The sequence below is a fragment of the Streptomyces sp. NPDC028331 genome, from assembly GCF_055565775.1.
In genome coordinates this window covers 39,767-65,245 of the sequence record NZ_JBVHTR010000020.1, presented here as the reverse complement: position 1 = coordinate 65,245, position 25,479 = coordinate 39,767, and the positions used below count along the sequence as shown (strand labels likewise).

24 protein-coding genes and 1 tRNA gene are annotated in these 25,479 nt (G+C 72.8%); 16 read left to right on the top strand and 9 right to left on the bottom strand.

Annotation, left to right across the window (positions count from 1 at the left end; all coding sequences use genetic code 11):
* The first annotated feature begins 38 nt into the window (after positions 1-38).
* The 4 genes from ACZ4SW_RS26605 to ACZ4SW_RS26590 all read left to right on the top strand — a co-directional run bounded on the left by ACZ4SW_RS26605 (position 39) and on the right by ACZ4SW_RS26590 (position 3,422).
* Positions 39-122, top strand: a tRNA-Leu gene (locus tag ACZ4SW_RS26605).
* A 321-nt stretch (positions 123-443) separates the two neighbouring features.
* Positions 444-1,874 (top strand): DUF2252 domain-containing protein, encoded by a 1,431-nt coding sequence (locus ACZ4SW_RS26600; RefSeq protein WP_468250647.1) that lies wholly within the window; start codon positions 444-446, stop codon positions 1,872-1,874.
* A gap of 274 nt (positions 1,875-2,148) precedes the next feature.
* Complete coding sequence (locus tag ACZ4SW_RS26595; RefSeq protein WP_468250646.1) at positions 2,149-3,018, top strand: J domain-containing protein; 870 nt, start codon at positions 2,149-2,151, stop codon at positions 3,016-3,018.
* 74 nt (positions 3,019-3,092) lie between these two features.
* Positions 3,093-3,422: a rhodanese-like domain-containing protein gene (locus ACZ4SW_RS26590; RefSeq protein ID WP_468250792.1), complete on the top strand. Its 330-nt coding sequence runs from the start codon at positions 3,093-3,095 to the stop codon at positions 3,420-3,422.
* 60 nt (positions 3,423-3,482) lie between these two features.
* Here ACZ4SW_RS26590 and ACZ4SW_RS26585 read toward each other — a convergent pair whose 3' ends face one another.
* The 6 genes from ACZ4SW_RS26585 to paaA all read right to left on the bottom strand — a co-directional run bounded on the left by ACZ4SW_RS26585 (position 3,483) and on the right by paaA (position 8,354).
* On the bottom strand, positions 3,483-4,619 hold the full coding sequence (locus tag ACZ4SW_RS26585; RefSeq protein WP_468250644.1) for an acyl-CoA dehydrogenase family protein: 1,137 nt from the start codon (positions 4,617-4,619) through the stop codon (positions 3,483-3,485).
* Between the two features lie 139 nt (positions 4,620-4,758).
* A complete protein-coding gene (locus ACZ4SW_RS26580) occupies positions 4,759-5,823 on the bottom strand; it encodes a 2Fe-2S iron-sulfur cluster-binding protein (RefSeq protein WP_468250642.1) in 1,065 nt (354 codons plus the stop codon).
* Entirely contained in the window at positions 5,823-6,365 is a 543-nt protein-coding gene (gene paaD / locus ACZ4SW_RS26575) for a 1,2-phenylacetyl-CoA epoxidase subunit PaaD (RefSeq protein ID WP_468250640.1), read from the bottom strand. Before paaD ends, ACZ4SW_RS26580 begins: the two co-directional genes overlap by 1 nt.
* Positions 6,359-7,078, bottom strand: a complete 720-nt coding sequence (paaC, locus tag ACZ4SW_RS26570) for a 1,2-phenylacetyl-CoA epoxidase subunit PaaC (RefSeq protein WP_468250638.1) — start codon at positions 7,076-7,078, stop codon at positions 6,359-6,361. Before paaC ends, paaD begins: the two co-directional genes overlap by 7 nt.
* Positions 7,075-7,362, bottom strand: coding sequence for a 1,2-phenylacetyl-CoA epoxidase subunit PaaB (gene paaB, locus ACZ4SW_RS26565; RefSeq protein WP_189706842.1), 288 nt, complete (start codon positions 7,360-7,362; stop codon positions 7,075-7,077). Before paaB ends, paaC begins: the two co-directional genes overlap by 4 nt.
* On the bottom strand, positions 7,359-8,354 hold the full coding sequence (paaA, locus tag ACZ4SW_RS26560) for a 1,2-phenylacetyl-CoA epoxidase subunit PaaA (protein WP_468250636.1): 996 nt from the start codon (positions 8,352-8,354) through the stop codon (positions 7,359-7,361). Before paaA ends, paaB begins: the two co-directional genes overlap by 4 nt.
* 297 nt (positions 8,355-8,651) lie before the next feature.
* On the opposite strand from paaA, the gene ACZ4SW_RS26555 reads away from it, so the two are divergent.
* The 3 genes from ACZ4SW_RS26555 to ACZ4SW_RS26545 are packed head-to-tail and all read left to right on the top strand — an operon-like array spanning position 8,652 to position 11,506.
* Positions 8,652-9,491: a DUF5819 family protein gene (locus tag ACZ4SW_RS26555; RefSeq protein ID WP_468250634.1), complete on the top strand. Its 840-nt coding sequence runs from the start codon at positions 8,652-8,654 to the stop codon at positions 9,489-9,491.
* Complete coding sequence (locus ACZ4SW_RS26550; RefSeq protein WP_468250633.1) at positions 9,491-10,714, top strand: HTTM domain-containing protein; 1,224 nt, start codon at positions 9,491-9,493, stop codon at positions 10,712-10,714. Before ACZ4SW_RS26555 ends, ACZ4SW_RS26550 begins: the two co-directional genes overlap by 1 nt.
* A gap of 21 nt (positions 10,715-10,735) precedes the next feature.
* Positions 10,736-11,506, top strand: coding sequence for a TrmH family RNA methyltransferase (locus ACZ4SW_RS26545; protein WP_468250631.1), 771 nt, complete (start codon positions 10,736-10,738; stop codon positions 11,504-11,506).
* Between the two features lie 7 nt (positions 11,507-11,513).
* Here the strand turns inward: ACZ4SW_RS26545 and paaN are convergent, their stop codons facing one another.
* A complete protein-coding gene (gene paaN / locus ACZ4SW_RS26540; protein ID WP_468250629.1) occupies positions 11,514-13,205 on the bottom strand; it encodes a phenylacetic acid degradation protein PaaN in 1,692 nt (563 codons plus the stop codon).
* A 172-nt stretch (positions 13,206-13,377) separates the two neighbouring features.
* Between paaN and ACZ4SW_RS26535 the strand changes: the two genes are divergently transcribed.
* Both ACZ4SW_RS26535 and ACZ4SW_RS26530 read left to right on the top strand, forming a co-directional pair.
* The gene (locus ACZ4SW_RS26535) at positions 13,378-14,892 is read left to right on the top strand and encodes a 3-hydroxyacyl-CoA dehydrogenase (RefSeq protein WP_468250627.1); all 1,515 of its coding nucleotides are present in this window, start codon (positions 13,378-13,380) and stop codon (positions 14,890-14,892) included.
* Positions 14,889-15,479 carry a TetR/AcrR family transcriptional regulator gene (locus tag ACZ4SW_RS26530; RefSeq protein WP_468250626.1) on the top strand — a complete coding sequence of 197 codons (591 nt, stop codon included), beginning with the start codon at positions 14,889-14,891 and terminating at the stop codon, positions 15,477-15,479. Before ACZ4SW_RS26535 ends, ACZ4SW_RS26530 begins: the two co-directional genes overlap by 4 nt.
* Before the next feature lie 19 nt (positions 15,480-15,498).
* Here ACZ4SW_RS26530 and ACZ4SW_RS26525 read toward each other — a convergent pair whose 3' ends face one another.
* Entirely contained in the window at positions 15,499-15,984 is a 486-nt protein-coding gene (locus tag ACZ4SW_RS26525) for an Lrp/AsnC family transcriptional regulator (protein WP_468250790.1), read from the bottom strand.
* Between the two features lie 189 nt (positions 15,985-16,173).
* Here ACZ4SW_RS26525 and pdhA point away from each other — a divergent pair, with 189 nt between their 5' ends.
* The 6 genes from pdhA (at position 16,174) to ACZ4SW_RS26495 (ending at position 23,458) form a co-directional block, all read left to right on the top strand.
* Positions 16,174-17,319, top strand: a complete 1,146-nt coding sequence (gene pdhA, locus ACZ4SW_RS26520) for a pyruvate dehydrogenase (acetyl-transferring) E1 component subunit alpha (RefSeq protein WP_468250624.1) — start codon at positions 16,174-16,176, stop codon at positions 17,317-17,319.
* Entirely contained in the window at positions 17,316-18,320 is a 1,005-nt protein-coding gene (locus tag ACZ4SW_RS26515) for an alpha-ketoacid dehydrogenase subunit beta (RefSeq protein ID WP_468250622.1), read from the top strand. Before pdhA ends, ACZ4SW_RS26515 begins: the two co-directional genes overlap by 4 nt.
* On the top strand, positions 18,320-19,714 hold the full coding sequence (locus tag ACZ4SW_RS26510; RefSeq protein WP_468250620.1) for a dihydrolipoamide acetyltransferase family protein: 1,395 nt from the start codon (positions 18,320-18,322) through the stop codon (positions 19,712-19,714). Before ACZ4SW_RS26515 ends, ACZ4SW_RS26510 begins: the two co-directional genes overlap by 1 nt.
* A 212-nt stretch (positions 19,715-19,926) precedes the next feature.
* Positions 19,927-20,814: an NTP transferase domain-containing protein gene (locus tag ACZ4SW_RS26505; RefSeq protein WP_468250619.1), complete on the top strand. Its 888-nt coding sequence runs from the start codon at positions 19,927-19,929 to the stop codon at positions 20,812-20,814.
* Entirely contained in the window at positions 20,811-22,313 is a 1,503-nt protein-coding gene (locus tag ACZ4SW_RS26500; RefSeq protein ID WP_468250617.1) for a molybdopterin molybdotransferase MoeA, read from the top strand. The genes ACZ4SW_RS26505 and ACZ4SW_RS26500 overlap by 4 nt, the downstream gene beginning before the upstream one ends.
* Before the next feature lie 164 nt (positions 22,314-22,477).
* Positions 22,478-23,458 carry an NAD(P)H-quinone oxidoreductase gene (locus ACZ4SW_RS26495; RefSeq protein ID WP_468250615.1) on the top strand — a complete coding sequence of 327 codons (981 nt, stop codon included), beginning with the start codon at positions 22,478-22,480 and terminating at the stop codon, positions 23,456-23,458.
* A 121-nt stretch (positions 23,459-23,579) separates the two neighbouring features.
* Here ACZ4SW_RS26495 and ACZ4SW_RS26490 read toward each other — a convergent pair whose 3' ends face one another.
* Entirely contained in the window at positions 23,580-24,662 is a 1,083-nt protein-coding gene (locus tag ACZ4SW_RS26490) for a hypothetical protein (protein WP_468250613.1), read from the bottom strand.
* Positions 24,663-24,872: 210 nt separating this feature from the next.
* On the opposite strand from ACZ4SW_RS26490, the gene ACZ4SW_RS26485 reads away from it, so the two are divergent.
* Positions 24,873-25,418, top strand: coding sequence for a bacterial proteasome activator family protein (locus ACZ4SW_RS26485; protein WP_468250611.1), 546 nt, complete (start codon positions 24,873-24,875; stop codon positions 25,416-25,418).
* The last annotated feature ends 61 nt before the right edge of the window (positions 25,419-25,479 follow it).

The window sequence follows — 25,479 nt, the reverse complement described above, 5'->3', positions numbered from 1 at the left end:
CCGGGCCGAAAGGGCCGGAGCCGGAGGACACACCCAATGCGCGGGTGGCGGAATAGGCAGACGCGCTGGATTCAGGTTCCAGTGCCCGCAAGGGCGTGGGGGTTCAACTCCCCCCTCGCGCACAGACAGAGAAACCGACGAACGGGTCTCTGCCAAGGACGGAAGTCCTGGCGAGACCCGTTCGTCGTTGTATGCGCCGGATGTGACGTATCGCACAGCCGAGGTGGGAGACGCGGAGCTTGGGCGCGTGAGGTATCTCACGGCGCGTGAGCGCGGCGGGCGGCGCGGCTCACTGGCCATCCCCCGGCGCGGTTCTCGGCACCGCGAGGTTTTCCACAGCCGCGGAGTTGTCCACAGGCCCTGACACCCCTCGACGCCCGACCTGTACGGTCGTCGCAGTTGATGTTCACACGGCTGCAGGGACAGCGGGGGAGACGATCGGTGTGACCGAGGTCGAGGCTGGAGTGGGGACGGCGGAGCCGCGGCAGGCGGCCAGGATCTCCGCGGTGCGGGGCTTTGCGCGGTGGCCGGTCGAGGGCTCACCGAAGGAAGAAGGCAAGGCACTGCGCACACGGGTGCGCCGCCGCGCCCACGCCGAACTGGTGCCGGACGGTGACCGCCCGGACGCGGTCACCGCGGTCGAGGAGTCCAACCGCGGCCGCCTGCCCGAACTCACGCCGATACGCGTCGGCAGAATGGCGGCCACACCCTTCGCGTTCCTGCGCGGCTCGGCTGGCCTCATGGCCCACGACCTCGCACGCACCCCGATGACCGGCATCCGCGCCCAGATCTGCGGCGACGCGCACGCGGCGAACTTCGGCCTGTACGGGGACGCCCGCGGCGGCCTGGTCATCGACCTGAACGACTTCGACGAGACGGTGCACGGCCCCTGGGAGTGGGACCTCAAGCGCCTCGCCGCCTCCCTGGTGCTCGCCGGCCGCGAGGCGGGGGCCGACGAGGAACGGTGCCGTCAGGCGGCACACGACGCGGCCGGCTCATACCGTCGCACGATGCGCCTGCTGGCCAGACTCCCGGTCCTCGACGCCTGGAACGCCATCGCGGACGAGGAACTCGTCTCCCACACGGACGCCCACGATCTGCTCGGCACGCTCGAACGGGTCTCGGAGAAAGCACGGGCCAACACGAGCGGACGGTTCGCGGCGAAGGCGACGGAGCCGGTCGAGGGCGGCGGCCGACGCTTCGTGGACGCGCCACCGGTGCTGCGCCGCATACCGGACGCGGAGGCGGAGGCAGTCGCAGCAGCACTGGAGGATTATCTGACGACGCTGCCCGAGGACCGGCTGCCGCTCCTCGCCCGGTACGCGGTGCACGACGTGGCGTTCCGCGTGGTCGGCACGGGCAGCGTGGGCACCCGTTCCTATGTGGTGTTGCTTCTCGACCACCGGGGCGAACCGCTGATCCTCCAGGTCAAGGAGGCCCGTCCGTCGGCGCTGCTGCCCCACCTGGCCACGGCCGGCCACCCGGTGCCGGAGGTGGGGCACGAGGGACGCCGGGTCGTCCAGGGGCAGAAGCGCATGCAGGTCGTCAGCGACATCCTGCTGGGCTGGACGACGGTCGACGGACGCCCCTACCAGGTGCGGCAGTTCCGCAACCGCAAGGGCAGCGTCGACCCGGCCGCCCTGGCCGCCGACCAGATCGACGACTACTCCCGCATGACCGGAGCCCTCCTGGCCCGTGCCCACAGCCACAGCGCCGACCCGCGCCTGATAGCGGGCTACTGCGGCAAGAGCGAGGAACTGGACGATGCGATAGCCACGTTCGCCGTGGCCTACGCGGACCGCACGGAGGCGGACCACGAGGAGCTGGTGGCGGCGGTGCGGAGCGGGCGGATCGCGGCGGAGCCGGGCGTCTGAGGGAGGTATGGCCGCGGCTCGCTGACCGGTGACTTCGGCCGTGTGAGCAGGAGGGAGGGGCGGGGTGGGGGGGAGGGGGGAGGGGCCCCCAGGATGCCCGCGTTCCGTCACCGAGCATGGCGAAGAGGAACATCGCCCCGGCGCCGAGTGCCCCATCACAGGGCCCCAAGACGGTGACGGGTGAGGACCAGGGGACCTCGAGTGCCGTCCGTTGCCGGCTGCGCCTTCGGTCGCCCGGCCGGGCGCCCTTCCGCCCGTGTCTTACGCTGGTGCGGTGACGACGCCCGATGCCGAGCAGAGCGAGTCCCTGTCCGCTGCCGAGGAGCCGGTCGCCGAGGGCGGCGGCTCGGGTGAGGGCGCGGGTGCCGGGGCGCGGCCCGAGGAGCGGCTGGAGCGGGCCGTGCGGGCCGCCGAGCAGGCGTTGATCGAGTACGAGATCGCCGTGGAGACCTTCCGTGTGGAGGTCGAGAACTTCTCCCGGCTGCACCACCAGAAGCTCGGCCCCGTGTATGCGCGTCTGGAGGAACTGGACGCGGAGATCGCTGAGGCGCGGGCCGCCCGCACGCAGGACCCGGAGGACATACGCCTTGCTCACGAGGCACGTGCCCGGGTTCTGCCGATGCCGGGGGTGGAGGAGCTGTTCCACGGCTGGATGGACTCCGACGGACTGTTCCCGGAGGCGCAGGCGATGCTGACGGATCAGCCCGTACGGCCCCCGCAGCGCGTCCGTCCCAGTGAGGAGGCCCGCAAGCTCTACCGCGAGCTGGCCCGCAAGGCCCACCCGGACCTCGCCCAGGACGAGGCCGAACGCAAACGGCGGGACGAGTTCATCGCCCGGGTCAATGTCGCCTATGCCCGAGGTGACGAGGCCTTGCTGCGGGAGTTGTTGGAGGAGTGGGCCGCCGGCCCGGTGCCGCAGGAGCGCCGACCGAGCCGCAGCGAGGAGCTGTACGCCCGTCTCGAGTGGCTTTCCCAGCGGAAGGAGCTGCTCACGTTGGTGGCCCGGGAGCTCGAGGAGGGCGCGATCGGCTCGATGCTCCGGCTCGCCCCCGACGACCCCGACGCTCTGCTGGAGGAGATCGCCGAGCAGTTGCTCGCGCAGGTGGCGCAGAAGGAAGCCGAGCTGGCGGCGCTGCGCGGCTGAGCAGGTCGTGGCCGTCCCACGGTGGCAGGCACGTCGGCGTCGGGTAGCGTCGGGGTATGCATTTCGGAGCTGGTGTGCCCACGGTCGGGGTCTCAGACCTCAAGGACGGCGACTTCCTGCTGGACGTCCGTGAGGACGACGAGTGGCAGGCGGGTCACGCCGAGGGGGCGCTGCACATTCCCCTCAGCGAGTTCGTCGCTCGCTATGGAGAGTTCACGCAGGCGGCGCCGCAGGACGGTCGGGTCCATGTGATCTGTCGCTCCGGTGGCCGTTCGGCCCAGGTGGCGATGTACCTGGTCCAGCAGGGCGTCGATGCGGTGAACGTGGACGGCGGCATGCAGGTCTGGGCCGCCGAGGGCCGTCCTGTCGTGGACGTGAACGGTCGGCCCGGCGTCGTGCTGTAGCCCGGGCCGGGGACGATGTGGCGTAGTCCGGCCGGGAGTGTTCCCGGCGGGCTGCCCGGTTCAGCCCAGTGGGTGTGCCGCCAGCAGGTCGCCCAGTGTCTCTTCGTGTGCCGCCGCGGGGCCGAGTGAGAGCTCCAGGTGTTTGGCCCAGGCGTGGTAGCGGTGCAGGGGGTATTCGGTGTCGGCGCCGAAGCCGCCGTGCAGATGCTGCGCGGTCTGCACGATGCGTCGTACGCCTTCCGAGGCCCAGATCTTCGCCACGGCCACGTCGCCGGCCGCCGGCAGTGCTCCCGCGGTGCCGGCGGTGATCCGCCACGCGGCCTGCCAGAGTGTGGCCTCCATGGCGCGCAGGTCCATGTACCGGTCGGCGGCCTGTACGGCGACGGCCTGGAATGTGGCGATGGGGTGGCCGAACTGTTCCCGCTTGCCGGCGTACTCGCTCGTCATCCTCAGTGCGGCCTCGCCGAGGCCGAGCGCGAGGGCGCATGTCCCGGTGGTGAGCAGCAGGCGCAGCCACTCCCAGGCCCCCTCGGCGTCGAGCAGGTGCCGCCCGGCGATTCGTGCCGACTCCAGTCGCAGCTCGGCGAGACGTTCTCCGGTCGTCGAGAGCTGTTCGGCCAGTACGACCCCCTCGTGCGTCCGCGGGACCAGGGCGAGGACGGTGCGGCCGGAGTCGTGGGTGTGGGCCGGTACGAGGACGGCGTCGGCGTTGTACGCCCAGGGCACGGCCGTCTGTGTTCCGTCGAGCACCCAGGTGTCGCCCTCCCGGCGGGCCACCACGGCGAGTTCGGCGGGGTCGTGTCCGGTCCGGCCGTGTGCGGCGACGGTGAGGACGGTCTCTCCCCGGCCGGTCCGTGCGAGCACCTCCTCCTTCAGTTCCGCGGTGCCGTAGGTCTGCAGGGCGGCTGCCGCGGCCGTGTTCTCCAGCAGCGGTACCCGTGCGAGTACCTTGGCCGACTCCCGTAGGACCAGGCAGAGGGCGATCGCGTCGAGACCCGCGCCGCCGTACTTTTCGTCCAGCAGCAGGCTCAGCAGGTCCGCGTCCGCGAGTCGCGCCCACAGCGCCCGGTCGAAGTCGTCGGCGACGGCGCCGGTGGTGAGCGCGGGGCTGGGCACCGTGTCCGGTGCGGTCCCGGTGAACACGGCCCTCGCGGCCTCGACCGCCGCCTGCTGCTCCTCGCTGAAGGTGAAGTCCACGGCCTGTCCTCCTGGCGGATCCGCTGATCTGACGGAGCGTCAAGATAGAACAGGTTCTAGAAGAAGGGAACGGTCCGCGGAACCGTCCGCGGGCAGGCCCTCCCCCGGGAGTGCTCGGTGAGCAGCCCCCGGGGGCTGCTCACCGGTCGAAGTCCAGCTCGACCGTCTCCGTGACCGGGTGCGACTGGCAGGCCAGCACATATCCGGCATCCGTCTCCTCCGGTTCGAGCGCGAAGTTGCGGTCCATCCGCACCTTGCCCGAGACCAGGAAGGCCCGGCAGGTGCCGCACACCCCGCCCTTGCAGGCGTAGGGGGCGTCGGGCCGGTTGCGCAGCACTGTCTCCAGCAGTGATTCACCGTCGTGCACGGGCCAGGTCCCGCCGCGTCCGTCGAGGCGCGCGGTCACCGTGCTGTGCGCGGGGGTGGCGGCCGCCGAGGTGGTCACGGTCACGTCGTCCACATGGAAGATCTCCTCGTGGATCCGCGTCCGCGGCACACCCAGCTCGCGCAGTGCCCGTTCCGCCGACTGCACCAGCCCGAACGGTCCGCACAGGAACCAGCCGGCGACGTCGTCCACCGGCAGCAGCGCCGGCAGCAGCCGGGTGAGCCGTTCCCGGTCGAGCCGCCCGGACGGCAGTCCCGCCTGCTGTTCCTCCCGGGAGAGCACCGTGACGAGCTGGAACCGCTGGGGGTAGCGGTCCTTGAGGTCGGCGACCTCCTCGAGGAACATCGTCGAGGCCGTCGTGCGGTCGCTGCGTATGAGGCAGAACCGTGCTCCGGGTTCCCGCTCCAGGAGCGTCGTCACGATCGACAGCACGGGGGTGATGCCGCTGCCGCCGACCACCGCCGCGTACACCCCGGGTGCCGGCTCCAGCGTGAAGCGTCCCGCCGGTGTCATCACTTCCAGCTCGTCCCCGGGGGCGATCTCCTTGAGCGCGTAGGTGGAGAAGGCTCCGCCCTCGACCAGCCGCACTCCGACCCGCAGCGTGTGCGGCCCCTCTTCGTCCGGTGCCGGAGCCGGGGAGCAGATCGAGTACGTGCGCCGTATCTCCCTGCCGTCGACGGTGCGGCGCAGCGCGAGGTGCTGTCCGGGCGCGTGCCGGTACTCCTCGCGCAGTGCGGGCGGCACGGTGAAGGTCAGAGCCACGGAGTCGTCGGTGAGCGGCTCGACCGAGGCCACGGGGAGCGGGTGGAACCGGGCCATCACAACTCCTTGAAGTGGTCGAACGGCTCACGGCAGGCGAGGCAGCGGCGCAGCGCCTTGCACGCGGTGGACGAGAAACGGCTCAGCAGCTCGGTCTCGGCGGAGCCGCAGAACGGGCAGCGCACGGGGGCATCGGCCGCGAAGACCTCCGCGGCCGTCCGTGTGGGGCCGAGCTGCAACGGGACCGGGCCGGACTGCTCCCGTCCGCGGGTGCGAGGGGGCGCTATCCCGAACTCCTTCAGCTTCCGGCGGCCCTCCTCGGAGATGTCGTCCGTCGACCAGGCGGGGCTGAGGACCGTGCGGACCACGACCTCCCGCACGCCGTGTTCGCGCAGCACCCGCTCTATGTCCACGGACATCGCTTCCAGCGCGGGGCAACCCGTGTACGTCGGGGTCAGCTCGACTTCCACCGCGTCCGTGCCGCGCAGGTGGACGGCCCGCAGAACGCCCAGCTCCTCAAGGGTGAGCACGGGCAGCTCGGGGTCGGGGACGGAGCCGGCGAGCCGGCGCAGTTCCGCTTCGAGGGCCGTGGCCGTCACCATGACGCCCCCGGGTGACTGCGGTGCAGGTGCTGCATCTCGGCGAGCATCCGCCCGAAGGGTTCGGTGTGCAGGCCCTGCCGTCCCGCGCCCGCGGTCCACGCTCCGGTATGCGGTCCCTGGGGGACCTCGAGGGTGGCCCGGCGCAGGACGTCGCCGACCGAGTCGAGCCAGGCCTGCTCGATGCCGGTCCAGTCGATGTCCACACCGTCCACCGGCTGGAACATCTCTCCCGTGAACCGCCACAGCGCCTCGCACGCGCGACGCATCCGTTCGTGGCTCACGTCGGTGCCGTCGCCGAGTCGCAGCGTCCACTGCTCGGCGTGGTCCTGGTGGTAGGCGACCTCCTTGACCGCCTTGGCGGCCAGTCCCGCGAACTGGCCGTCTCCTGCGGCGAGTTCGGTGTAGAGGAGCCGCTGGTAGGTGGAGAAGTACAGCTGGCGGGCGATGGTGTGCGCGAAGTCGCCGTTCGGCTGTTCCACCAGTTGCAGGTTGCGGAAGGCGCGCTCCTCGCGCAGGTAGGCCAGCTCGTCCTCGTCGCCCACCATGGACAGCAGCACCCGGGCCTGGCCCAGCAGGTCGAGGGCGATGTTGGCGAGGGCGACCTCCTCCTCCAGTACCGGTGCGTGGCCTGCCCACTCCCCCAGGCGGTGCGAGAGCACCAGGGCGTCGTCGCCGAGGGACAGGGCGGCCGCGGTGTGCGTGGTGACGGTCACAGGTGCTTCACCCCTTCCGGGATCTCGTAGAACGTCGGGTGCCGGTACGGCTTGTCGGCGGCCGGCTCGAAGAACGGGTCCTTCTCGTCCGGTGAGGACGCGGTGATCGCGGTGGAGGGCACCACCCAGATCGAGACGCCCTCGCCGCGCCGGGTGTACAGGTCGCGCGCGTTGCGCAGGGCCAGCTCGGCGTCCGGGGCGTGCAGGCTGCCGGCGTGGGTGTGCGAGAGGCCGCGGCGTGAGCGCACGAAGACCTCCCACAGGGGCCAGTCGGTGTTCGTCATGCGTGCTGCGCTCCCGTTCCGCCGTTGTGCTTGGCCGCGTGTGCCGCGGCCGCTTCCCGTACCCAGGCGCCTTCCTGGTGTGCCTGCCTGCGCTGGGTCAGCCGCTGCTCGTTGCAGGGGCCGTTGCCCTTGAGGACCTCCCGGAACTCCGTCCAGTCGATGGGGCCGAAGTCGTAGTGCCCGCGCTCCTCGTTCCACTTCAGGTCCGGGTCGGGGAGGGTGAGGCCCAGGGACTCGGCCTGGGGGACGCAGATGTCGACGAAGCGCTGGCGCAGTTCGTCGTTCGAGTGCCGCTTGATCTTCCATGCCATCGACTGTGCGGAGTGCGCCGACTCGTCGTCGGGCGGGCCGAACATCATCAGGGACGGCCACCACCAGCGGTCCACGGCGTCCTGCGCCATCGCGTGCTGTTCCGGTGTGCCCCGGCTGAGGGTGAGCAGGAGTTCGTAGCCCTGGCGCTGGTGGAAGGACTCCTCCTTGCAGATGCGGACCATCGCGCGCGCGTACGGCCCGTAGGAGCAGCGGCACAGGGGGACCTGGTTGGTGATCGCGGCGCCGTCCACCAGCCAGCCGATGGCGCCGACGTCCGCCCAGGTCAGCGTCGGGTAGTTGAAGATCGATGAATACTTCTGGCGGCCCGAGTGCAGCTTGTCGAGCAGCTCGTCGCGGCTGGTGCCGAGGGTTTCCGCGGCGCTGTACAGGTACAGTCCGTGGCCCGCCTCGTCCTGGACCTTGGCCATCAGGATCGCCTTGCGGCGCAGTGAGGGAGCGCGCGTGATCCAGTTGGCCTCCGGCTGCATGCCGATGATCTCGGAGTGCGCGTGCTGGGCGATCTGCCGGACGAGGGTGGCCCGGTAGGCGTCGGGCATCCAGTCGCGTGGCTCGATGCGCTCGTCGGCGGCCACGGCGGCGTCGAAGGCCACCTCGTACGCCGTCGCGTCCGTCTCTGTGCCGTCCGCGCGGGTCGTCCGGTGCTCTGCTGCTGTCGCCATGGGGTCCCCCTGACCACTCGCCTTCTCCCGACCGATCGTTCGGTTCGGCCGATTCAATGGTGGGGCGGGGCGCCGTAGGGTGTCAACCGCTGTGGACAACCCGCGGCGACCGTCCGGCGGCTGTGCCGATTGGGCTGTGCGGGACGGGCGGGGCTGAGTACCGTTCCGGGTGCGCGTGCCGGGCGTGCTGCGAACGGGTGAGGAGACCCGCGGGCCCGCGGCGGACACGGCGGCTGGTGGCCCGGTCGGTGGCACGGGGACCGCACCACGGCAGGAAGGCTCGGGAGACGGGGCGGCATGGACGCGTACGACGAGGGACCGGACGGCCGGCGGGATGGGCCGGGCGACTGTGCCGACCCGGTGTCCGCCCTGCCCGAGGACGCCGCGGCGGACCTACCCGGGGAGTGGGAGGAACAGGGGCACACGGCGCACCCCCCTCCCGCCGAGCCCGCAGCCTCCCGGGAACCCGCGTCCCGGGCACCTGCGCCCCGCACCGGCATAGCCGCCCTCTCGCTGCGCTACCAGATCGCCGCCGCGCTGGCGCTCGCGGTCGTCGCCGTCACCGCCTGTGTGCATCTGGGCATGGTGTTCCTGCACGTCGCGCCCCCGAACACGCTCACGAAGGAGCACGGCAAGGCGATCGACGACTGGATCTACCCGGAGTTCGAACAGAACTGGAAGCTGTTCGCGCCCAACCCGCTGCAGCAGAACATCGACATCCAGGTCCGCGCCGAGGTGCGCACCGGGGACGGCGGAGAGCGGACGACCGGCTGGTACGACCTGTCGGCGCTCGACGGCGCCGCCATCCACGGCGATCTGCTGCCGAGCCACACGCAGCAGAACGAACTCCGTCGCGCCTGGGACTTCTACGTCGCCTCGCACGACGGCGACAACCGGCCCGCGGGTCTGCGCGGCGCCCTGTCCGAGGCCTATCTGCGCCGCGTGGCCGTGGTGCGCCTGGACCGCGAGCACGCGGCGGGCCGCGGCGAGACCCTCGACAGCGTCCAGATCCGCTCCCGCACCACGAACGTGCCGCCGCCCAAGTGGAGCGACGAACAGGTGTCCACCACGCCCGTGTACCGCGAGCTGCCCTGGTGGCCGCTTCCGGAGGGCGAGCGGGCGGGGGCGAGTGCCTGATGAACCGTGTCGCCCTGTCCGTCTCGCACGGCCTCGCCCGAGTCGCAGACGCCGCCCTCGGCCCCTGGCAGACCGCCGTCGTGCGCATCGGCTTCGCCGCCACCTGGCTGCTGTTCCTGCTGCGGGAGTTCCCCCACCGCCAGGAGATGTACGGACCCGACGGCCCGTGGAGCTGGGACCTGGCCCGGCAGCTCGTCGAGGACAACCACGCCTTCACGGTCCTGATGTGGTCGAGCGGCCAGGTGTGGTTCGAGGCGGTGTACGCCCTCGCTGTGCTCTCGAGCGCCCTGTTCCTGGTCGGCTGGCGCACCCGGACGATGTCCGTGCTGTTCATGGTGGGTGTGCTGTCCCTGGAGAACCGCAGCGTGTTCATGGGCGACGGCGGTGACAACGTCATCCATCTGATGGCGATCTACCTGGTCTTCACGCGCTGCGGCCAGGTGTGGTCGCTGGACGAACGGCGTGAGCGGCGCGCCCGTGCGGCACGCGCCCGTGGGGAGCGGCCCCGGCCCGACCGGGCGGGGCCCGTGCTGTGGGGCGTGCTCGGCCTCGCGCTGGCCCTGGCGACGGGCGCGGGCCGGCTGGGCGCCGGCTGGCTCGCCGTGTTCTGGGGGCTGTGGGCCGTACAGGGCCTGTGGTGGTACGTCGTCCGGCGTGCGCCGGACGGTGAGCCCCGCATCCTGCTGGACGTCGTCGCCAACCTCGTGCACAACGCCGCCCTGCTCGTGATCATGGCCGAGGCGTGTCTGATCTACTCGACCGCCGGCTGGTACAAGATCCAGGGCTCGCGCTGGCAGGACGGCACCGCCGTGTACTACCCGCTGCACCTCGACTCCTTCTCGCCCTGGCCCGCCCTGTCCGATCTGCTGGCCTCGCACGGCACGATGGTGCTGCTGGTGACCTACGGGACGGTCGCCGCGCAGGTCGCGTTCCCGTTCACCCTGTTCAACCGGCGCGTGAAGAACGTCCTGCTCGCGTGCATGATGACCGAGCACGCGGTGATCGCGGTGGTGCTCGGGCTGCCGTTCTTCTCCCTCGCGATGATCGCCGCCGACTCCGTGTTCCTGCCGACGTCCTTCCTGCGGCGACTGGGCGGGTGGGCGTCACGCGCGCGTGGGCGCCTGGCCGCGGGCCGCATCGGCCGGGCGCTGCACCGCCCGCGCACGCACCGGCCGCCCACCAAGGAGCCGCCCGAACCCGCACAGGCGGGCTCGCCGGCGTGAGCCGCACGTAGGCTGCACAGCATGACCGACCCGTCCCGCGGCGGCACCGACCCGCTGACCGCCTGGCGCTCACTCGCCGGCTCCTGCGTGCTGCTCGACGGTTTCCACGCGCTCAAGCACGCGGTCCGCTTCCACGCGCGGGTGCCGGTCGCCGTCACCACCGACCGGGGTGCGGCCCTCGCCCTGGCCGGCGAGCTCGCCCCCGATGTGACGGCCACCCTGGACGCCCTCCTGACCGAGGTCCCGGAGGCCGTGTACCAGTCCCTCGTGCCGCGACCGCACCCCACCGGGGTCGCCGCCCTCGCCGTGCGCCCCTCGCGCGAGGCGAACCTTCAGGCCCTGCGGCGCACGCCCCGCACCGCCCCCGTCGTCGTCCTCGACAACCCGCGCAACCTGGGCAACGCGGGCGCCGTGATCCGGCTCGCGGCCGGGTTCGGCGCGACCGGGGTGGTCACGACCGGCACGCTCGACCCCTGGCATCCCACGGTGGTCCGGGGCGGGGCCGGGCTGCACTTCGCGACCGCGGTGGAGCGGCTGGACGTGGCCGAACTGCCGCCCGGCCCGGTCTTCGCGCTGGACCCGGAGGGCGACGACATCCGCGGGCTGAAACTCCCCGACGACGCCGTGCTCGCGTTCGGCTCCGAACGCTCCGGTCTCTCCGCCGAGCTGCGCGCCCGCACCGACCACCTGGTGTCCCTGCCGATGCGCCCCCAGGTCTCCAGCTACAACCTCGCGACCAGTGTGGCCATGACGCTGTACCACTGGAGCGCCACCGGGGGCGCACCCGCCTGAGCCGCTGCTACGCCTCCCGGCGCACCTCCACCACCCGGAAGCGGTTCGCCACGAACGCCCCGTCGCACAGGGCCGCGTTGGCCGCCGGGTTGCCGCCCGAGCCGTGGAAGTCGGAGAACGCGGCCGTCTGGTTGACGTACACCCCGCCGGTCAGGTTGAGCGAGAGCTGGGCGGACTCCTCCAGACAGACCTCCTCGACGGCCTGCTCGACCTCCTTGGAGGTGGTGTACGCGCCGACGGTCATCGCGCCCTTGTCCCTGATCGTGCGCCGCAGCAGCTCCACCGCGTCCGTCGCCGAGTCGACCGCGACGGCGAAGGCGACCGGGCCGAAGCACTCGCTCATGTAGGCGGCCTCGGCGTCCGGCTTGGCGCCGTCGAGCTTGACGACGACCGGGGTACGGACGACCGCCTTGGGGAACTCCGGATTGGCGATCTCCCGTGAGGGCAGGGCGACCTCGCCCAGCCCGGCCGCCGCCTCCAGGCGCGCCTTGACGTCCGGGTTCACGATCGCGCCGAGCAGCGCGTTCGCCCGCGCGTCGTCGCCCAGCAGGCCGTCGACCGCCTTCGCCAGGTCGGCGACCACCTCGTCGTACGACTTCGGGCCGTCGTCGGTGCTGATGCCGTCCCGCGGGATGAGCAGGTTCTGCGGGGTGGTGCACATCTGGCCGCTGTAGAGCGACAAGGAGAACGCCAGGTTGGACAGCATCCCCTTGTAGTCGTCGGTCGACTCCACGATCACCGTGTTGACGCCGGCCTTCTCCGTGTAGACCTGGGCCTGGCGGGCGTTGGCCTCCAGCCAGTCGCCGAACGCCGTCGAGCCCGTGTAGTCGATGATCCGGATCTCCGGGCGGACGGCAAGCGTCTTGGCGATGCCTTCCCCGGGGCGCTCGGCGGCCAGCGCCACCAGGTTCGGGTCGAAGCCGGTCTCGGCGAGCACCTGGCGGGCCACCTGCACCGTGAGCGCGAGCGGCAGCACGGCGCGCGGGTGCGGCTTGACCAGCACCGCGTTTCCGGTGGCGAGGGAGGCGAACAGGCCCGGGTAGCCGTTCCACGTCGGGAAGGTGTTGCAGCCGATGACCAGCGCGATGCCGCGCGGGACGGCCTTGAATGTCTTGGTCAGCGCCAGCGGGTCGCGCTTGCCCTGCGGCTTGGTCCACTCGGCGGTGCCGGGTGTGCGGACCTGCTCCGCGTACGCGTACGCCACCGCCTCCAGACCGCGGTCCTGTGCGTGCGGGCCGCCCGCCTGGAACGCCATCATGAAGGCCTGGCCGGAGGTGTGCATGACCGCGTGCGCGAACTCGTGCGTCCGGTCGCTGATGCGCTTGAGGATCTCCAGGCACACCACCGCGCGCATCTCCGCGCCGGCGTCGCGCCACGCCTTCTGGCCCGCGCGCATGGCGGGCAGCAGCACGTCGATGTCCGCGTGCGGATAGGTGATGCCCAGCTCGATGCCGTACGGGGAGACCTCGCCGCCCGTGAAGTCGTCCGTGCCGGGCTGGCCGAGGTCGAGGCGGGAGCCGAGGAGCGCGTCGAAGGCGGCCTTGCCCGCGGCCGCGTCCAGGCTGCCGTTCTCCCCGTAGGCCTTGGGGTGCTCGGGGTGGGGGGACCAGTACGCGCGTGTGCGGATCGCTTCCAGCGCCTGGTCGAGGGTGGGCCGGTGCTGGGCGATCAGCTCGTGCGCGGTGAGTTCGGCGGCCATGCGGGACCAACTCCTCGTCTTGAGAGCTCTTCCTCGAGCTCGTGACCTGGGCAGGAACAGCCGGACAGGGTTAGAGTAACCGAACGATCGGTCGGGACAAGGGTGTCGGCCGTATCTGTGGACAAGGGGTCCGCCGCGTCTGTGGACAACTCCGTGCGGGAGGATCGCGCACATGACAGCACTCGACCTCAGCAGTCCCGTGGCCGTCGTGGGCACCGGCACCATGGGCCAGGGCATAGCCCAGGTCGCGCTGGTCGCGGGCCACCCGGTACGGCTGTACGACGCCGTCCCCGGCCGCGCCCTCGAGGCGGCCACGGCGATCGGTGCGCGCCTCGACCGGCTCGTCGAGAAGGACCGCCTCACCGGCGCCGAGCGCGACGCGGCCCGCGCCCGCCTGCTGCCCGCCGGGAGCACGGCCGAGCTCGCGGACTGCGCGCTCGTGGTGGAGGCGGTCCTGGAGCGCCTCGACGTGAAACAGCAGCTGTTCCGTGAGCTGGAGGACATCGTCGGCGAGGACTGCCTGCTCGCCACCAACACCTCCTCCCTGTCCGTGACCGCGATCGGCGGTGCCCTGCGCAGCCCGGGCCGTTTCGTCGGCCTGCACTTCTTCAACCCCGCGCCGCTGATGCCGCTGGTCGAGGTCGTCTCCGGGTTCGCCACCGACGTGACGTCGGCCACGCGCGCGTACGAGACGGCGCGCGCCTGGGGCAAGACCCCGGTCGCCTGTGCGGACACCCCCGGCTTCATCGTCAACCGCATCGCGCGGCCCTTCTACGCGGAGGCGTTCGCGGTGTACGAGGCACAGGCCGCCGACCCGGCCACCATCGACGCCGTGCTGCGCGAGTCGGGCGGCTTCCGGATGGGCGCCTTCGAGCTGACCGACCTGATCGGGCAGGACGTCAATGAATCCGTCACCCGCTCCGTGTGGGAGTCCTTCTTCCAGGATGTGCGCTTCGCGCCCTCGCTCGCGCAGCGGCGGCTGGTCGAGTCCGGCAGGCTCGGCCGCAAGACGGGACGCGGCTGGTACGACTACGCGGACGGCGCCGAGCGGCCCGAGCCGCACACCGCCGAGAAGACGCAGGCACCCCCGTACGTGGTCGCCGAGGGCGACCTCGGCCCCGCCTCCGAGCTGCTCGCGCTGATCCGCGAGGCGGGCATCGGCGTCCGGGAGGAGGGCGAGGACCACGGCACCCGGCTGGTGCTGCCGAGCGGCGGACAGCTCGTCCTCGCCGACGGGCAGACCTCCGTCGAGTTCCGCGACGTCGTCTACTTCGACCTGGCGCTCGACTACCGCAGGGCGACCCGCATCGCCCTGTCGGCCTCTCAGGACACCTCCGCGCAGACCCTCGCGGAGGCCACCGGGCTCTTCCAGGCGCTCGGCAAGGACGTCAGCGTCATCGGGGACGTTCCCGGCATGATCGTCGCCCGTACGGTCGCCCGTATCGTCGACCTCGCGCACGACGCCGTCGCCAAGGGGGTGGCCACCGAGGAGGACATCGACACCGCGATGCGCCTCGGCGTCAACTACCCCCTCGGCCCCTTCGAGTGGAGCCGCAGGCTCGGCCGCGGCTGGGCCTACGACGTCCTGGACGACCTGCACCTGCGCGACCCCTCCGGGCGGTACGCCCCGTCCCTCGCGCTCTACCGCCACGCGTACGCCTCCGAGAAGCGGGAGGGCACCTCATGACCACCGCCAAGCGTGACACGTACACCCCGGAGAGCCTGCTCTCCGTCGCGGTGCAGGTCTTCAACGAGCGCGGCTACGACGGAACCTCCATGGAGCACCTGTCCAGGGCGGCGGGGATCTCCAAGTCGTCGATCTACCACCACGTCGCCGGCAAGGAGGAGCTGCTGCGCCGGGCCGTCAGCCGGGCGCTGGACGGTTTGTTCGGCATCCTCGACGAGGAGCACGCGCGCGAGGGGCGCCCGGTGGAGCGGCTGGAGTACGTCGTCAGGCGCATGGTCGAGGTGCTCACCGCCGAACTGCCGTATGTGACGCTGCTGCTGCGGGTCCGCGGCAACACCGGCACCGAGCGGTGGGCGCTGGAGCGGCGCCGCGAGTTCGACCACCGGGTCGCCGAGCTGCTCAAGGCGGCGGCCGCCGACGGGGACGTGCGCGGGGACGTGGAGGTGCGGCTCGCCACCCGGCTCGTCTTCGGGATGATCAACTCCATCGTGGAGTGGTACCGGCCCGACGGGCGGGGCATGGGCGAGCAGGAAGTGGCCGACGCGGTCGTACGGCTCGCCTTCGGGGGGCTGCGCAAGGAGTCGTGAGGCGACGCCCCCGAGGCGCTCAGCTCTCCGGCTCCACGTCCTCCTCCTCGAACACCAGCAGCGTGCGCGTGCTGAGCACTTCGGGGATCGCCTGGAGCCGGGTGAGGACCAGCTCGCGCAGCGCCCGGTTGTCGGGCGTGTGCACCAGCAGAAGGACGTCGAAATCGCCGCCCACCAGGGCGATGTGGGCGGCGCCGGGCAGCCTGCGGAGCTGCTCGTGGACGGTGCGCCAGGAGTTCTGGACGATTTTCAGGGTGATGTACGCCGATGTCCCGTGGCCGGCGCGCTCGTGGTTCACGCGCGCCCCGAAGCCGCGGATCACCCCGTCCTCGATGAGCCGGTTGATCCGCGCGTAGGCGTTGGCGCGTGAGACGTGCACGCGCTCGGCGACCGCCCGTATGGAGGCACGGCCGTCCGCCTGGAGCAGTTGCAGGATGTCCCGGTCGATGGCGTCGAGGGGGCGCGGGGGCGGCGGAACGGGACTGTGCTCCGCGGGCTCGGCCATTTGTTCAGATGCCATGTACCCCCGCCTCTCTACCATGGACGTACTGCGTCCATCTCAGGGTGTGGAGAACCGTTTGTCCACAGCCTGAAGGGGCCTGTAGCCAAAATGTGCCGTCGACCGAACAATCGGTAGGTGAGGCGCATCACTCCCGTGGCGCGCCGCAAGCCGCTCCCACGAGGAGGTGCCGTCATGACGGTCATGGAGCAGCGGGGTGCCTACCGGCCGACCCCGCCGCCCGCCTGGCAGCCCCGAACCGATCCCGCACCGCTGCTGCCCGACGCGCGGCCTCACCGCGTCCTCGGCACCGAGGCCGCCGCCGAGGCCGACCCGGAGCTGCTGCGCCGGCTCTACGCGGAGCTGGTGCGCGGACGCCGGTACAACGCCCAGGCGACGGCACTGACCAAACAGGGCCGCCTGGCCGTCTACCCCTCCAGCACCGGGCAGGAGGCCTGCCAGGTCGCCGCGGCGCTGGTCCTGCAGGAACACGACTGGCTCTTCCCGAGCTACCGCGACACGCTGGCCGCCGTCGCCCGCGGCGTCGACCCCGTCCAGGCCCTGACCCTGCTGCGCGGCGACTGGCACACCGGCTACGACCCGTACGAGCACCGCGTGGCCCCCCTGTGCACCCCCCTCGCCACCCAGCTGCCGCACGCCGTGGGCCTCGCCCACGCCGCGCGCCTGAAGGGCGACGACGTGGTCGCGCTCGCCCTGGTCGGCGACGGCGGCACCAGCGAGGGCGACTTCCACGAGGCCATGAACTTCGCCGCGGTCTGGCAGGCACCGGTCGTCTTCCTCGTCCAGAACAACGGCTTCGCGATCTCCGTCCCGCTCGCCAAGCAGACCGCGGCGCCCTCCCTCGCCCACAAGGCCGTCGGCTACGGCATGCCGGGCCGCCTGGTCGACGGCAACGACGCCGCCGCGGTGCACGAGGTGCTCGCCGACGCCGTCGCGCACGCGCGTGCGGGCGGCGGACCCACGCTCGTCGAGGCGGTCACGTACCGCCTCGACGCGCACACGAACGCCGACGACGCGACCCGCTACCGCGCCGACGCGGAGGTCGAGGCCTGGCGCGACCACGACCCGATCGTGCTGCTGGAGCGGGAGTTGACCGACCGCGGACTGCTCGACGAGGACGGGATACGGGCCGCGCGCGAGGACGCCGAGGCCATGGCCGCCGACCTGCGCACGCGCATGAACCAGGACCCGGCTCTCGACCCGAGGGACCTCTTCGCCCACGTGTACGCCGAGCCCACCGTCCAACTGATGGAACAGGAGGCCCAGTTGCGGGCGGAGCTGGACGCGGAGGCCGCGGGCCCGGAAGGAGCCGGGCGATGACGACCGTGGCCCTCAAGCCGGCCACCATGGCCCAGGCCCTCACGCGCGCGCTGCGCGACGCGATGGCGGCCGACGCGTCCGTGCACGTCATGGGCGAGGACGTCGGCACACTCGGCGGTGTCTTCCGCGTCACCGACGGGCTCGCCAAGGAGTTCGGCGACGACCGCTGCACGGACACGCCGCTCGCCGAGGCGGGCATCCTCGGCACCGCCGTCGGCATGGCGATGTACGGCCTCAGGCCGGTCGTGGAGATGCAGTTCGACGCGTTCGCGTACCCCGCCTTCGAGCAACTGGTCAGCCATGTCGCACGGATGCGCAACCGCACGCGTGGCGCCATGCCGCTGCCGATCACCGTCCGGGTCCCCTACGGGGGCGGCATCGGCGGCGTGGAGCACCACAGCGACTCCTCCGAGGCGTACTACATGGCGACCCCGGGCCTCCACGTCGTCACCCCCGCGACCGTCGCCGACGCCTACGGACTGCTGCGGGCCGCGATCGCCTCCGACGACCCGGTCGTCTTCCTCGAACCCAAGCGGCTGTACTGGTCCAAGGACACCTGGAACCCCGACGAGCCCGAGGCCGTCGAGCCGATCGGCCGTGCGGTGGTGCGGCGCCGGGGCCGGAGCGCCACGCTGATCACGTACGGTCCGTCGTTGCCGGTGTGCCTGGAGGCGGCCGAGGCCGCGCGCGCCGAGGGCTGGGACCTCGAAGTGGTGGACCTGCGGTCCCTGGTGCCGTTCGACGACGAGACGGTGACCGCGTCCGTGCGCAGGACGGGCCGGGCGGTGGTGGTGCACGAGTCGACCGGCTTCGGCGGGCCGGGCGGGGAGATCGCCGCGCGCGTGACGGAGCGCTGCTTCCACTACCTGGAGGCACCGGTGCTGCGGGTGGCCGGGTTCGACATCCCCTATCCGCCGCCGATGCTGGAGCGGCACCATCTGCCGGGCGTCGACCGGATCCTGGACGCCGTGGGGCGCCTGCAGTGGGAGGCGGAGAACTGATGGCCCAGGTGCTGGAGTTCAGGCTGCCGGACCTCGGGGAGGGACTGACCGAGGCCGAGATCGTCCGCTGGCTGGTGCAGGTCGGGGACGTCGTCGCGGTCGACCAGCCGGTCGTCGAGGTGGAGACGGCCAAGGCGATGGTCGAGGTGCCCTGCCCCTACGGGGGTGTGGTCACCGCCCGCTACGGCGAGGAGGGCACGGAACTGCCCGTAGGCGCACCCCTGTTGACGGTCGCCGTCGGCGCCCCGGCGGAGTCGGCGACGGAGTCGTCCGGGAACGTGCTCGTCGGATACGGCACGTCGGCCGCTCCCGCGCGCCGCCGCAGGGTACGGCCGCCGCAGCCCGGCGTGAGGCCCAGGCACGGCGGACCGTCCGAAGACCGCCTAACGGCCGAGCCCCCCGGCGGGGCTCCGGTGCCCGCCGCCCAGTCCCCCGCGTCCGCCTCCCCACACCGCACCCGGCGGCCCACCGTCCCGGACCGCCCGGACGGCCCCGTCCCGGTCATCTCCCCGCTGGTGCGCAGGCTCGCCCGCCAGAACGGCCTGGACCTGCGGCGGTTGGCGGGATCCGGACCCGACGGGCTGATCCTGCGGGCGGACGTGGAGGACGCCCTGAGGGCCACGGAGGCCCGCGACGAGGCGCCGAAGACCACGGTGACGGCTCCCGCACCCCAGACGACTCCCCCCGAGCGCCCCGCGGCCCTCGCCGGTACCCGCGTCCCCCTCAAGGGCGTCCGCGGTGCCGTGGCCGACAAACTGTCCCGGAGCCGGCGGGAGATCCCCGACGCGACCTGCTGGGTGGACGCCGACGCGACCGAGCTGATGCGCGCGCGGGCGTCGATGAACGCGGCCGGCGGCCCGAAGATCTCGCTGCTCGCGCTCCTGGCCCGCATCTGCACCGCCGCGCTCGCCCGGTTCCCGGAACTCAACGCCACCGTCGACACCGAGGCCCGGGAGATCGTCCGGCTCGACCAGGTGCACCTGGGGTTCGCCGCGCAGACCGAGCGGGGGCTCGTCGTCCCCGTCGTGCGCGACGCCCACGCACGGGACGCCGAGTCGCTCACCGCGGAATTCGCCCGGCTCACCGAGGCGGCACGCGCCGGCACCCTCACCCCCGCGGACCTCACCGGCGGGACGTTCACGCTGAACAACTACGGGGTGTTCGGCGTCGACGGCTCCACACCGATCATCAACCACCCCGAGGCGGCCATGCTCGGCGTCGGCCGTATCGTCCCCAAGCCCTGGGTGCACGAAGGCGAGCTGGCCGTGCGGCAGGTCGTGCAGCTCTCGCTCACCTTCGACCACCGGGTGTGCGACGGCGGTACGGCAGGCGGCTTCCTGCGGTACGTGGCGGACTGTGTGGAACAGCCCGCGGTGCTGCTGCGCACCCTCTGAGCCGACGGCCGAGACCGGGCGCCGCCCGCTCCTGGAAACGAGCGGGCGCCGCCCGACCCCGGACACGACCAGGTGCCGTCCGTCCCCGGACACGAGCGGGCGCCGTCCGCCCCCGGAAACGCCCCGCGTCCGGCGCCCTGTGAGCGGTCCTTCGCGTCCGGCCGGGGGCCCCTGGGGGTGGCATTGATCCAGGCGGCGCCCATACTCGGGGCATGACCGCGTACCAGCCCCCCGGGGAGCGCCGCCGCGACGGCTACGACGCCGTCGTGCTCGCGGGCGGTGCCGCCCGGCGTCTCGGCGGCGCCGACAAGCCCGGCGTACGCGTCGGTGGACGGGCGCTGCTCGACCGTGTGCTCGCGGCGTGCGCCGACGCGGACACCACCGTGGTCGTCGCCGGCCCACGGCCCACCGCGCGCCGCGTGGTCTGGGCCCGGGAGGAGCCGCCCGGGGCGGGACCCGTCGCCGCGCTCGAAGCGGGCCTGAGGCGGACCACGGCCGCGCATGCCGTCGTACTCTCCGCCGACCTGCCGTTCCTCACGGCGCGGACGGTACGGCGGCTGCTGGACGCTCTTCGGGCGAGCGGCGCCGAAGGGGCGGTGCTGACCGACCCCGAGGGCCGCGACCAGCCCCTCGTCGCGGCTTACCACACCGCGGCACTGCACCGCGAACTGGCCCGGCTGGCCACCGAGCACACCGCTCTCACCGGCCTTCCGCTGCGGCGCCTCGTCGCCGGGCTGGACCTCACCCGTATCTCCGACCCGGTCGCGTCCTTCGACTGCGACACCTGGGACGACATCGCCGCGGCCCGGTCACGTATCAGGGAGCATGGGCACGTGTTGGATGAATGGATTTCCGCAGTCAAGGACGAGCTGGGTATCGACCTCGACGTCGACACCGGCGTCCTGCTCGATCTGGCCCGGGACGCCGCGCACGGCGTCGCCCGCCCCGCGGCCCCGCTGACGACGTTCCTCGTCGGCTACGCCGCCGCGCAGGCGAACGGCGGCCCCGAGGCGGTCGCCGAAGCCGCCCGCAAGGCCGCCGCGCTGGCCCTGCGCTGGGCGGACGAGGACACCGCCGAGGACGGGCCGGGCGCCGGATGACCGGGCGGGGCATCGAAGGACACCCGGGCACCGAGGAACACGACGTGCAGGAGGCGCTCGCCGTGGCCAACGAGAGTGGCGAGCCGAGCCGTCCGCAGGCCCGCCCCGCCCGTTCACCGCAGGACCAGCACGACCGGGACCTCGAAGAGGCCCTCGCCCTCGTCCGGGACCCGGACCCGCGCACCCCCGAGCCCGGTCCGCCCGCTGCGGAACCCGAGGCCCGTACGCACGAGTCCGACCCCCGCCCACCCCGGCACCCCGGCACCCAGGACCGCCCGGCAGGCCCCGGCGCCTCCGGCCCGCCCCCCGCGAAGCACCGCGCCACACCCTGGCCCGAGGCCCGCGCCGTCGCCGAGCGAGCCGCCCGCGCCGTTCCGCGCCGGACGGCCGTCGACGTGCCCCTCGACGCGGCTCTCGGACTGGTTCTGGCCGCGCCCCTCACCGCCCTCACCGACCTCCCCTCCTTCGACACCTCCGCCATGGACGGCTGGGCCGTCGCCGGACCGGGCCCCTGGGACGTCCGGGAGCACGGCGTCCTCGCCGGACACGCGGAGCCGGCACCCCTCGGCGACGGCGAGGCCGTGCGCATCGCGACCGGCGCCCGCATCCCCCCGGAGGCCACCGCCGTCCTGCGCACCGAACACGGCCGCGCCGACGAAAAGGGACGGCTGCACGCCATCCGAGACCTCCCGCAGGGTCAGGACATCCGGCCACGCGCCCAGGAATGCCACACCGGCGAGCACCTGCTTCCCCCCGGCACCCGCGTCACCCCGGCCGTCCTCGGACTCGCCGCCGCTGCCGGGTACGACACCCTGCGCGCGCTGCCCCGGCCCCACGCAGAAGTGCTGGTGCTGGGCGACGAGTTGCTCACCGAGGGCCTGCCCAGGGGCGGACTGATCCGGGACGCGCTCGGGCCGATGCTGCCGCCGTGGCTGCGCGCACTCGGCGCGGACGTGACGGCCGTCCGCAGGCTCGGCGACAACGCCGATGCCCTGTACGAAGCCGTGACGTCCTCGACGGCCGACCTGCTCGTCACCACGGGCGGCACCGCCGCGGGCCCCGTCGACCACGTCCACCCCATCCTGCGCCGCGCCGGCGCCGAACTTCTCGTCGACGGCGTGCAGGTCCGCCCCGGCCACCCCATGCTCCTCGCGCGCATCCGGGACGGCCGGCACCTCGTCGGCCTGCCCGGCAACCCCCTCGCGGCCGTCTCCGGCCTGCTCACGCTGGCCGAGCCGTTGCTGCGCGCCCTTGCCGGCCGTCTGGCGCCTGAGCCGTACACGCTGCCTCTGAAGGACTCCGTCCACGGCCACCCGTACGACACCCGGCTCATTCCCGTCGTCGTACGCGGCGACCAGGCGGTGCCGCTGCACTATCACGGCCCGGCCATGCTGCGCGGCATTGCGGCGGCGGACGCCCTCGCGGTGGTGCCGCCCGGTGGGGCGGATCCCGGACAGGAAGTGGAACTCCTCGACCTTCCCTGGGCCTTGGCGGGGTGAAGCCGGCCGGGGCGGACCGGACCGGGGAGTGTTTCACGTGAAACAGTGCGGGCCCTTCGTAGGGCGCAGGGATGACCCGGGCAGGGCTCGGTGCGGTAGCGCAGGGCACTCGCGCCCCACGAGGGGAGTCGGCGGGGCTTTCCGTGAGGAGTAGCGTCCCCCTCATGTACGCGATCACGATTCCTGAACCCGGTGGGCCCGAGGCGCTGGTGTGGACCGAGGTCCCCGATCCCGTACCCGCCGAGGGCGAAGTGCTGGTCGACGTGGTGGCCGGCGCCGTCAACCGTGCCGATCTCCTCCAGCGGCAGGGCTTCTACAACCCACCGCCCGGGGCCTCCCCCTACCCCGGGCTCGAGTGTTCCGGGCGAATCGCCGCGCTCGGCCCCGGCGTCTCGGGGTGGGCCGTGGGCGACGAGGTGTGCGCGCTGCTCGCGGGAGGCGGATACGCCGAGAAGGTCGCCGTGCCGGCCGGTCAGCTACTTCCCGTGCCCGAGGGGCTCGATCTGCGGAAGGCGGCGGCATTGCCCGAGGTGACCTGCACGGTCTGGTCGAACGTGTTCATGGTCGCCCACCTGCGCCCGGGTGAGACGCTGCTCGTGCACGGCGGCTCCAGCGGCATCGGCACCATGGCGATCCAGCTCGCCAAGGCGGTGGGCGCGAGGGTCGCGGTCACGGCCGGCACCAAGGCGAAGCTGGACTACTGCGCCGAGCTCGGCGCGGACGTGCTGATCAACTATCGCGAGCAGGACTTCGTGGAGGAGATCCGGCAGGCCACGGCCGGAGCGGGTGCCGACGTCATCCTCGACAACATGGGTGCGAAGTACCTGGACCGCAACGTCCAGGCGCTCGCGGTGAACGGACGTCTGGCGATCATCGGTCTCCAGGGCGGGGTGAAGGGCGAGCTGAACATCAACACGCTGCTGCGCAAGCAGGCGGCGATCACCGCGACCTCGTTGCGGGCACGGCCGCTCGGGGAGAAGGCGGCGATCGTGGCGGCGGTGCGGGAGCACGTGTGGCCGCTGATCGCCTCGGGCGACGTCCGCCCGATCGTGGACCGCGAGGTCCCGATGAGCGACGCGGCCGAGGGCCACCGGGTGCTCGAGGAGAGCGGGCACATCGGGAAGGTACTGCTGGTGGCGCCGTAGGCACTGGCGTGGGCGGTGGCGCCGGGGACTGGCGTGGGCGGTGGCGCCGCGGGCGCTGGTCGTGGGGTGTGGCGGTGGCGCCGTGGGCACTGGTCGTGCCAGGTGACGGTGGCGCCGTGGGTCACTCGCGGCGCAGGCGCAGGGCGAGGAGGGCGAGCGCGAGGCCGAGGCCCACGAGGACCAGACCGCTGCCGAGGGGCAGGATCTCGGCCACGGGCTGCGAGGCGGAGGCCTCCGCGGAGCCGGCGGCGCCGTGCGAGGGGCTGGGGGAGGCCTCCACCGGGTCCGCCGCGCCGAGTGACGGCTCGATACCGGTGGCCGGGCCGGCGGTGTCAGGGTCTGCCGGACCCGGTATCAGCTCCGGCGGTGTCCGCGGGTCCTGGTCCCCGTAGGTGGGCTCGTCGTCCTCGTCGGGCGGTTCCGGATCCGGCCGCCCGGGCCGCACTCTGCCCTCGCCGGCCCAGTCGCCGGCCCACGAGGAGTCGGGTGAGGGATCGGCGGAGGGCGGATCGTCGACGGGACGCCCGGGTGCGGGCGAGTGCCCGGGGTCGTGCCGCCCATGGGAGCGATGGGGGTTGCCGTGGCGGTCCGGCCCGTCGTCGTCATGGGACCGCTCGTGACCGTGGGGCCGGTCGTGGCCACGGGGCCGCTCGGGGCCGGGTGGGGCTGAGCCGGTGGTCGCGGCGGACGCGGTGCGCGGGGGTATGGGCCCGCGGGTCGGTATCGCGGATGCCGTGTGCCGGGGAGCGGCGGTGCCGTCGGCCGCCGTCTCGTTCGCCGGGGCGTTCACGGTGGGGACGTCGGCCGACGGGCCTGAGCCGGCGAGGACGGCGGTGGCTGGGCGGCCGGTGGCGGAGGCACCGGGCGAAGAGGCCGAGGGGGTGTGAGCGATGGCCGCGGGCCTGGCTATGGATCCCTGGGCCGGATGCGCGGTTCGGGTGAGGCATGTGGTCCGGACGGGGGCCATGAGCCCGGCGCGGTGCGCGGACTGGGGGGCGTGAGAGGCGGCCCGTATGCCATGCGGGGCCCCGGGGGCGTGAGAGGCGGCCCGTATGCCGTGCGGGGGCCGGAGCTCCTCGGCGGACGCGAGGGCGCAGGCGGATATCCCGTACAGACCGCAGACGACCGTGGTGGTGAGCACCGGTGGCAGGACGGCCACGCGGAGCGTGCGGAACGTGGACGGCGGACGAAGCCATGGAGTCACGCGTGTGACCCCCTCCCGTGCTCGGGCGGCAAGATCAACGGCACCAGCGTCACACGGACCCCGGTGTCCGGCATCTCGGCCGTACGCCGTCCGTCACGCCCGCCGCACGGACGCGGACGCACTTCGCGGCGGGATCCGGCTTGTGGGGTGGATCACTACCCGTACCGGGCACCTGGCTGATGAGGTGTGTCGGTGCGAGAGAATGGCGGCATGGAGATGCCGAGGAACGAACGGTCGTCGGAGAACCCCCAGAAGATCCTGGTCGTGGGCCAGGACGGGATGGCTCTCGGCGGCACCGGAGACGACGACTCCCGCGAGGTCCCGGTGACCGAAATGGTGGAGCAGCCGGCGAAGGTCATGCGCATCGGAAGCATGATCAAGCAGTTGCTGGAGGAGGTGCGTGCCGCTCCTCTGGACGAGGCGAGCCGGCAGCGCCTGAAGGAGATCCACGCCAGCTCGGTGAAGGAGCTGGAGGACGGTCTCGCCCCCGAACTCGTCGAGGAGCTCGAGCGGCTCTCCCTGCCCTTCACGGACGAGGCGATCCCGAGCGACGCGGAACTGCGCATCGCGCAGGCGCAGTTGGTGGGCTGGCTGGAGGGCCTCTTCCACGGGATCCAGACCACCCTGTTCGCGCAGCAGATGGCGGCGCGTGCCCAACTGGAGCAGATGCGCCGCGCCCTGCCCCCGGGCGTGGGCTCCCCCGACGGCGAGGAGGACCGCCGCACCGGTGGCCGGGCGGGCGGCCCCTACCTGTGACGCAGGCCGTGCGAGGGGCCCGGCACCGTGAGGGTGCCGGGCCCCTGCCGTCGTGTCAGAA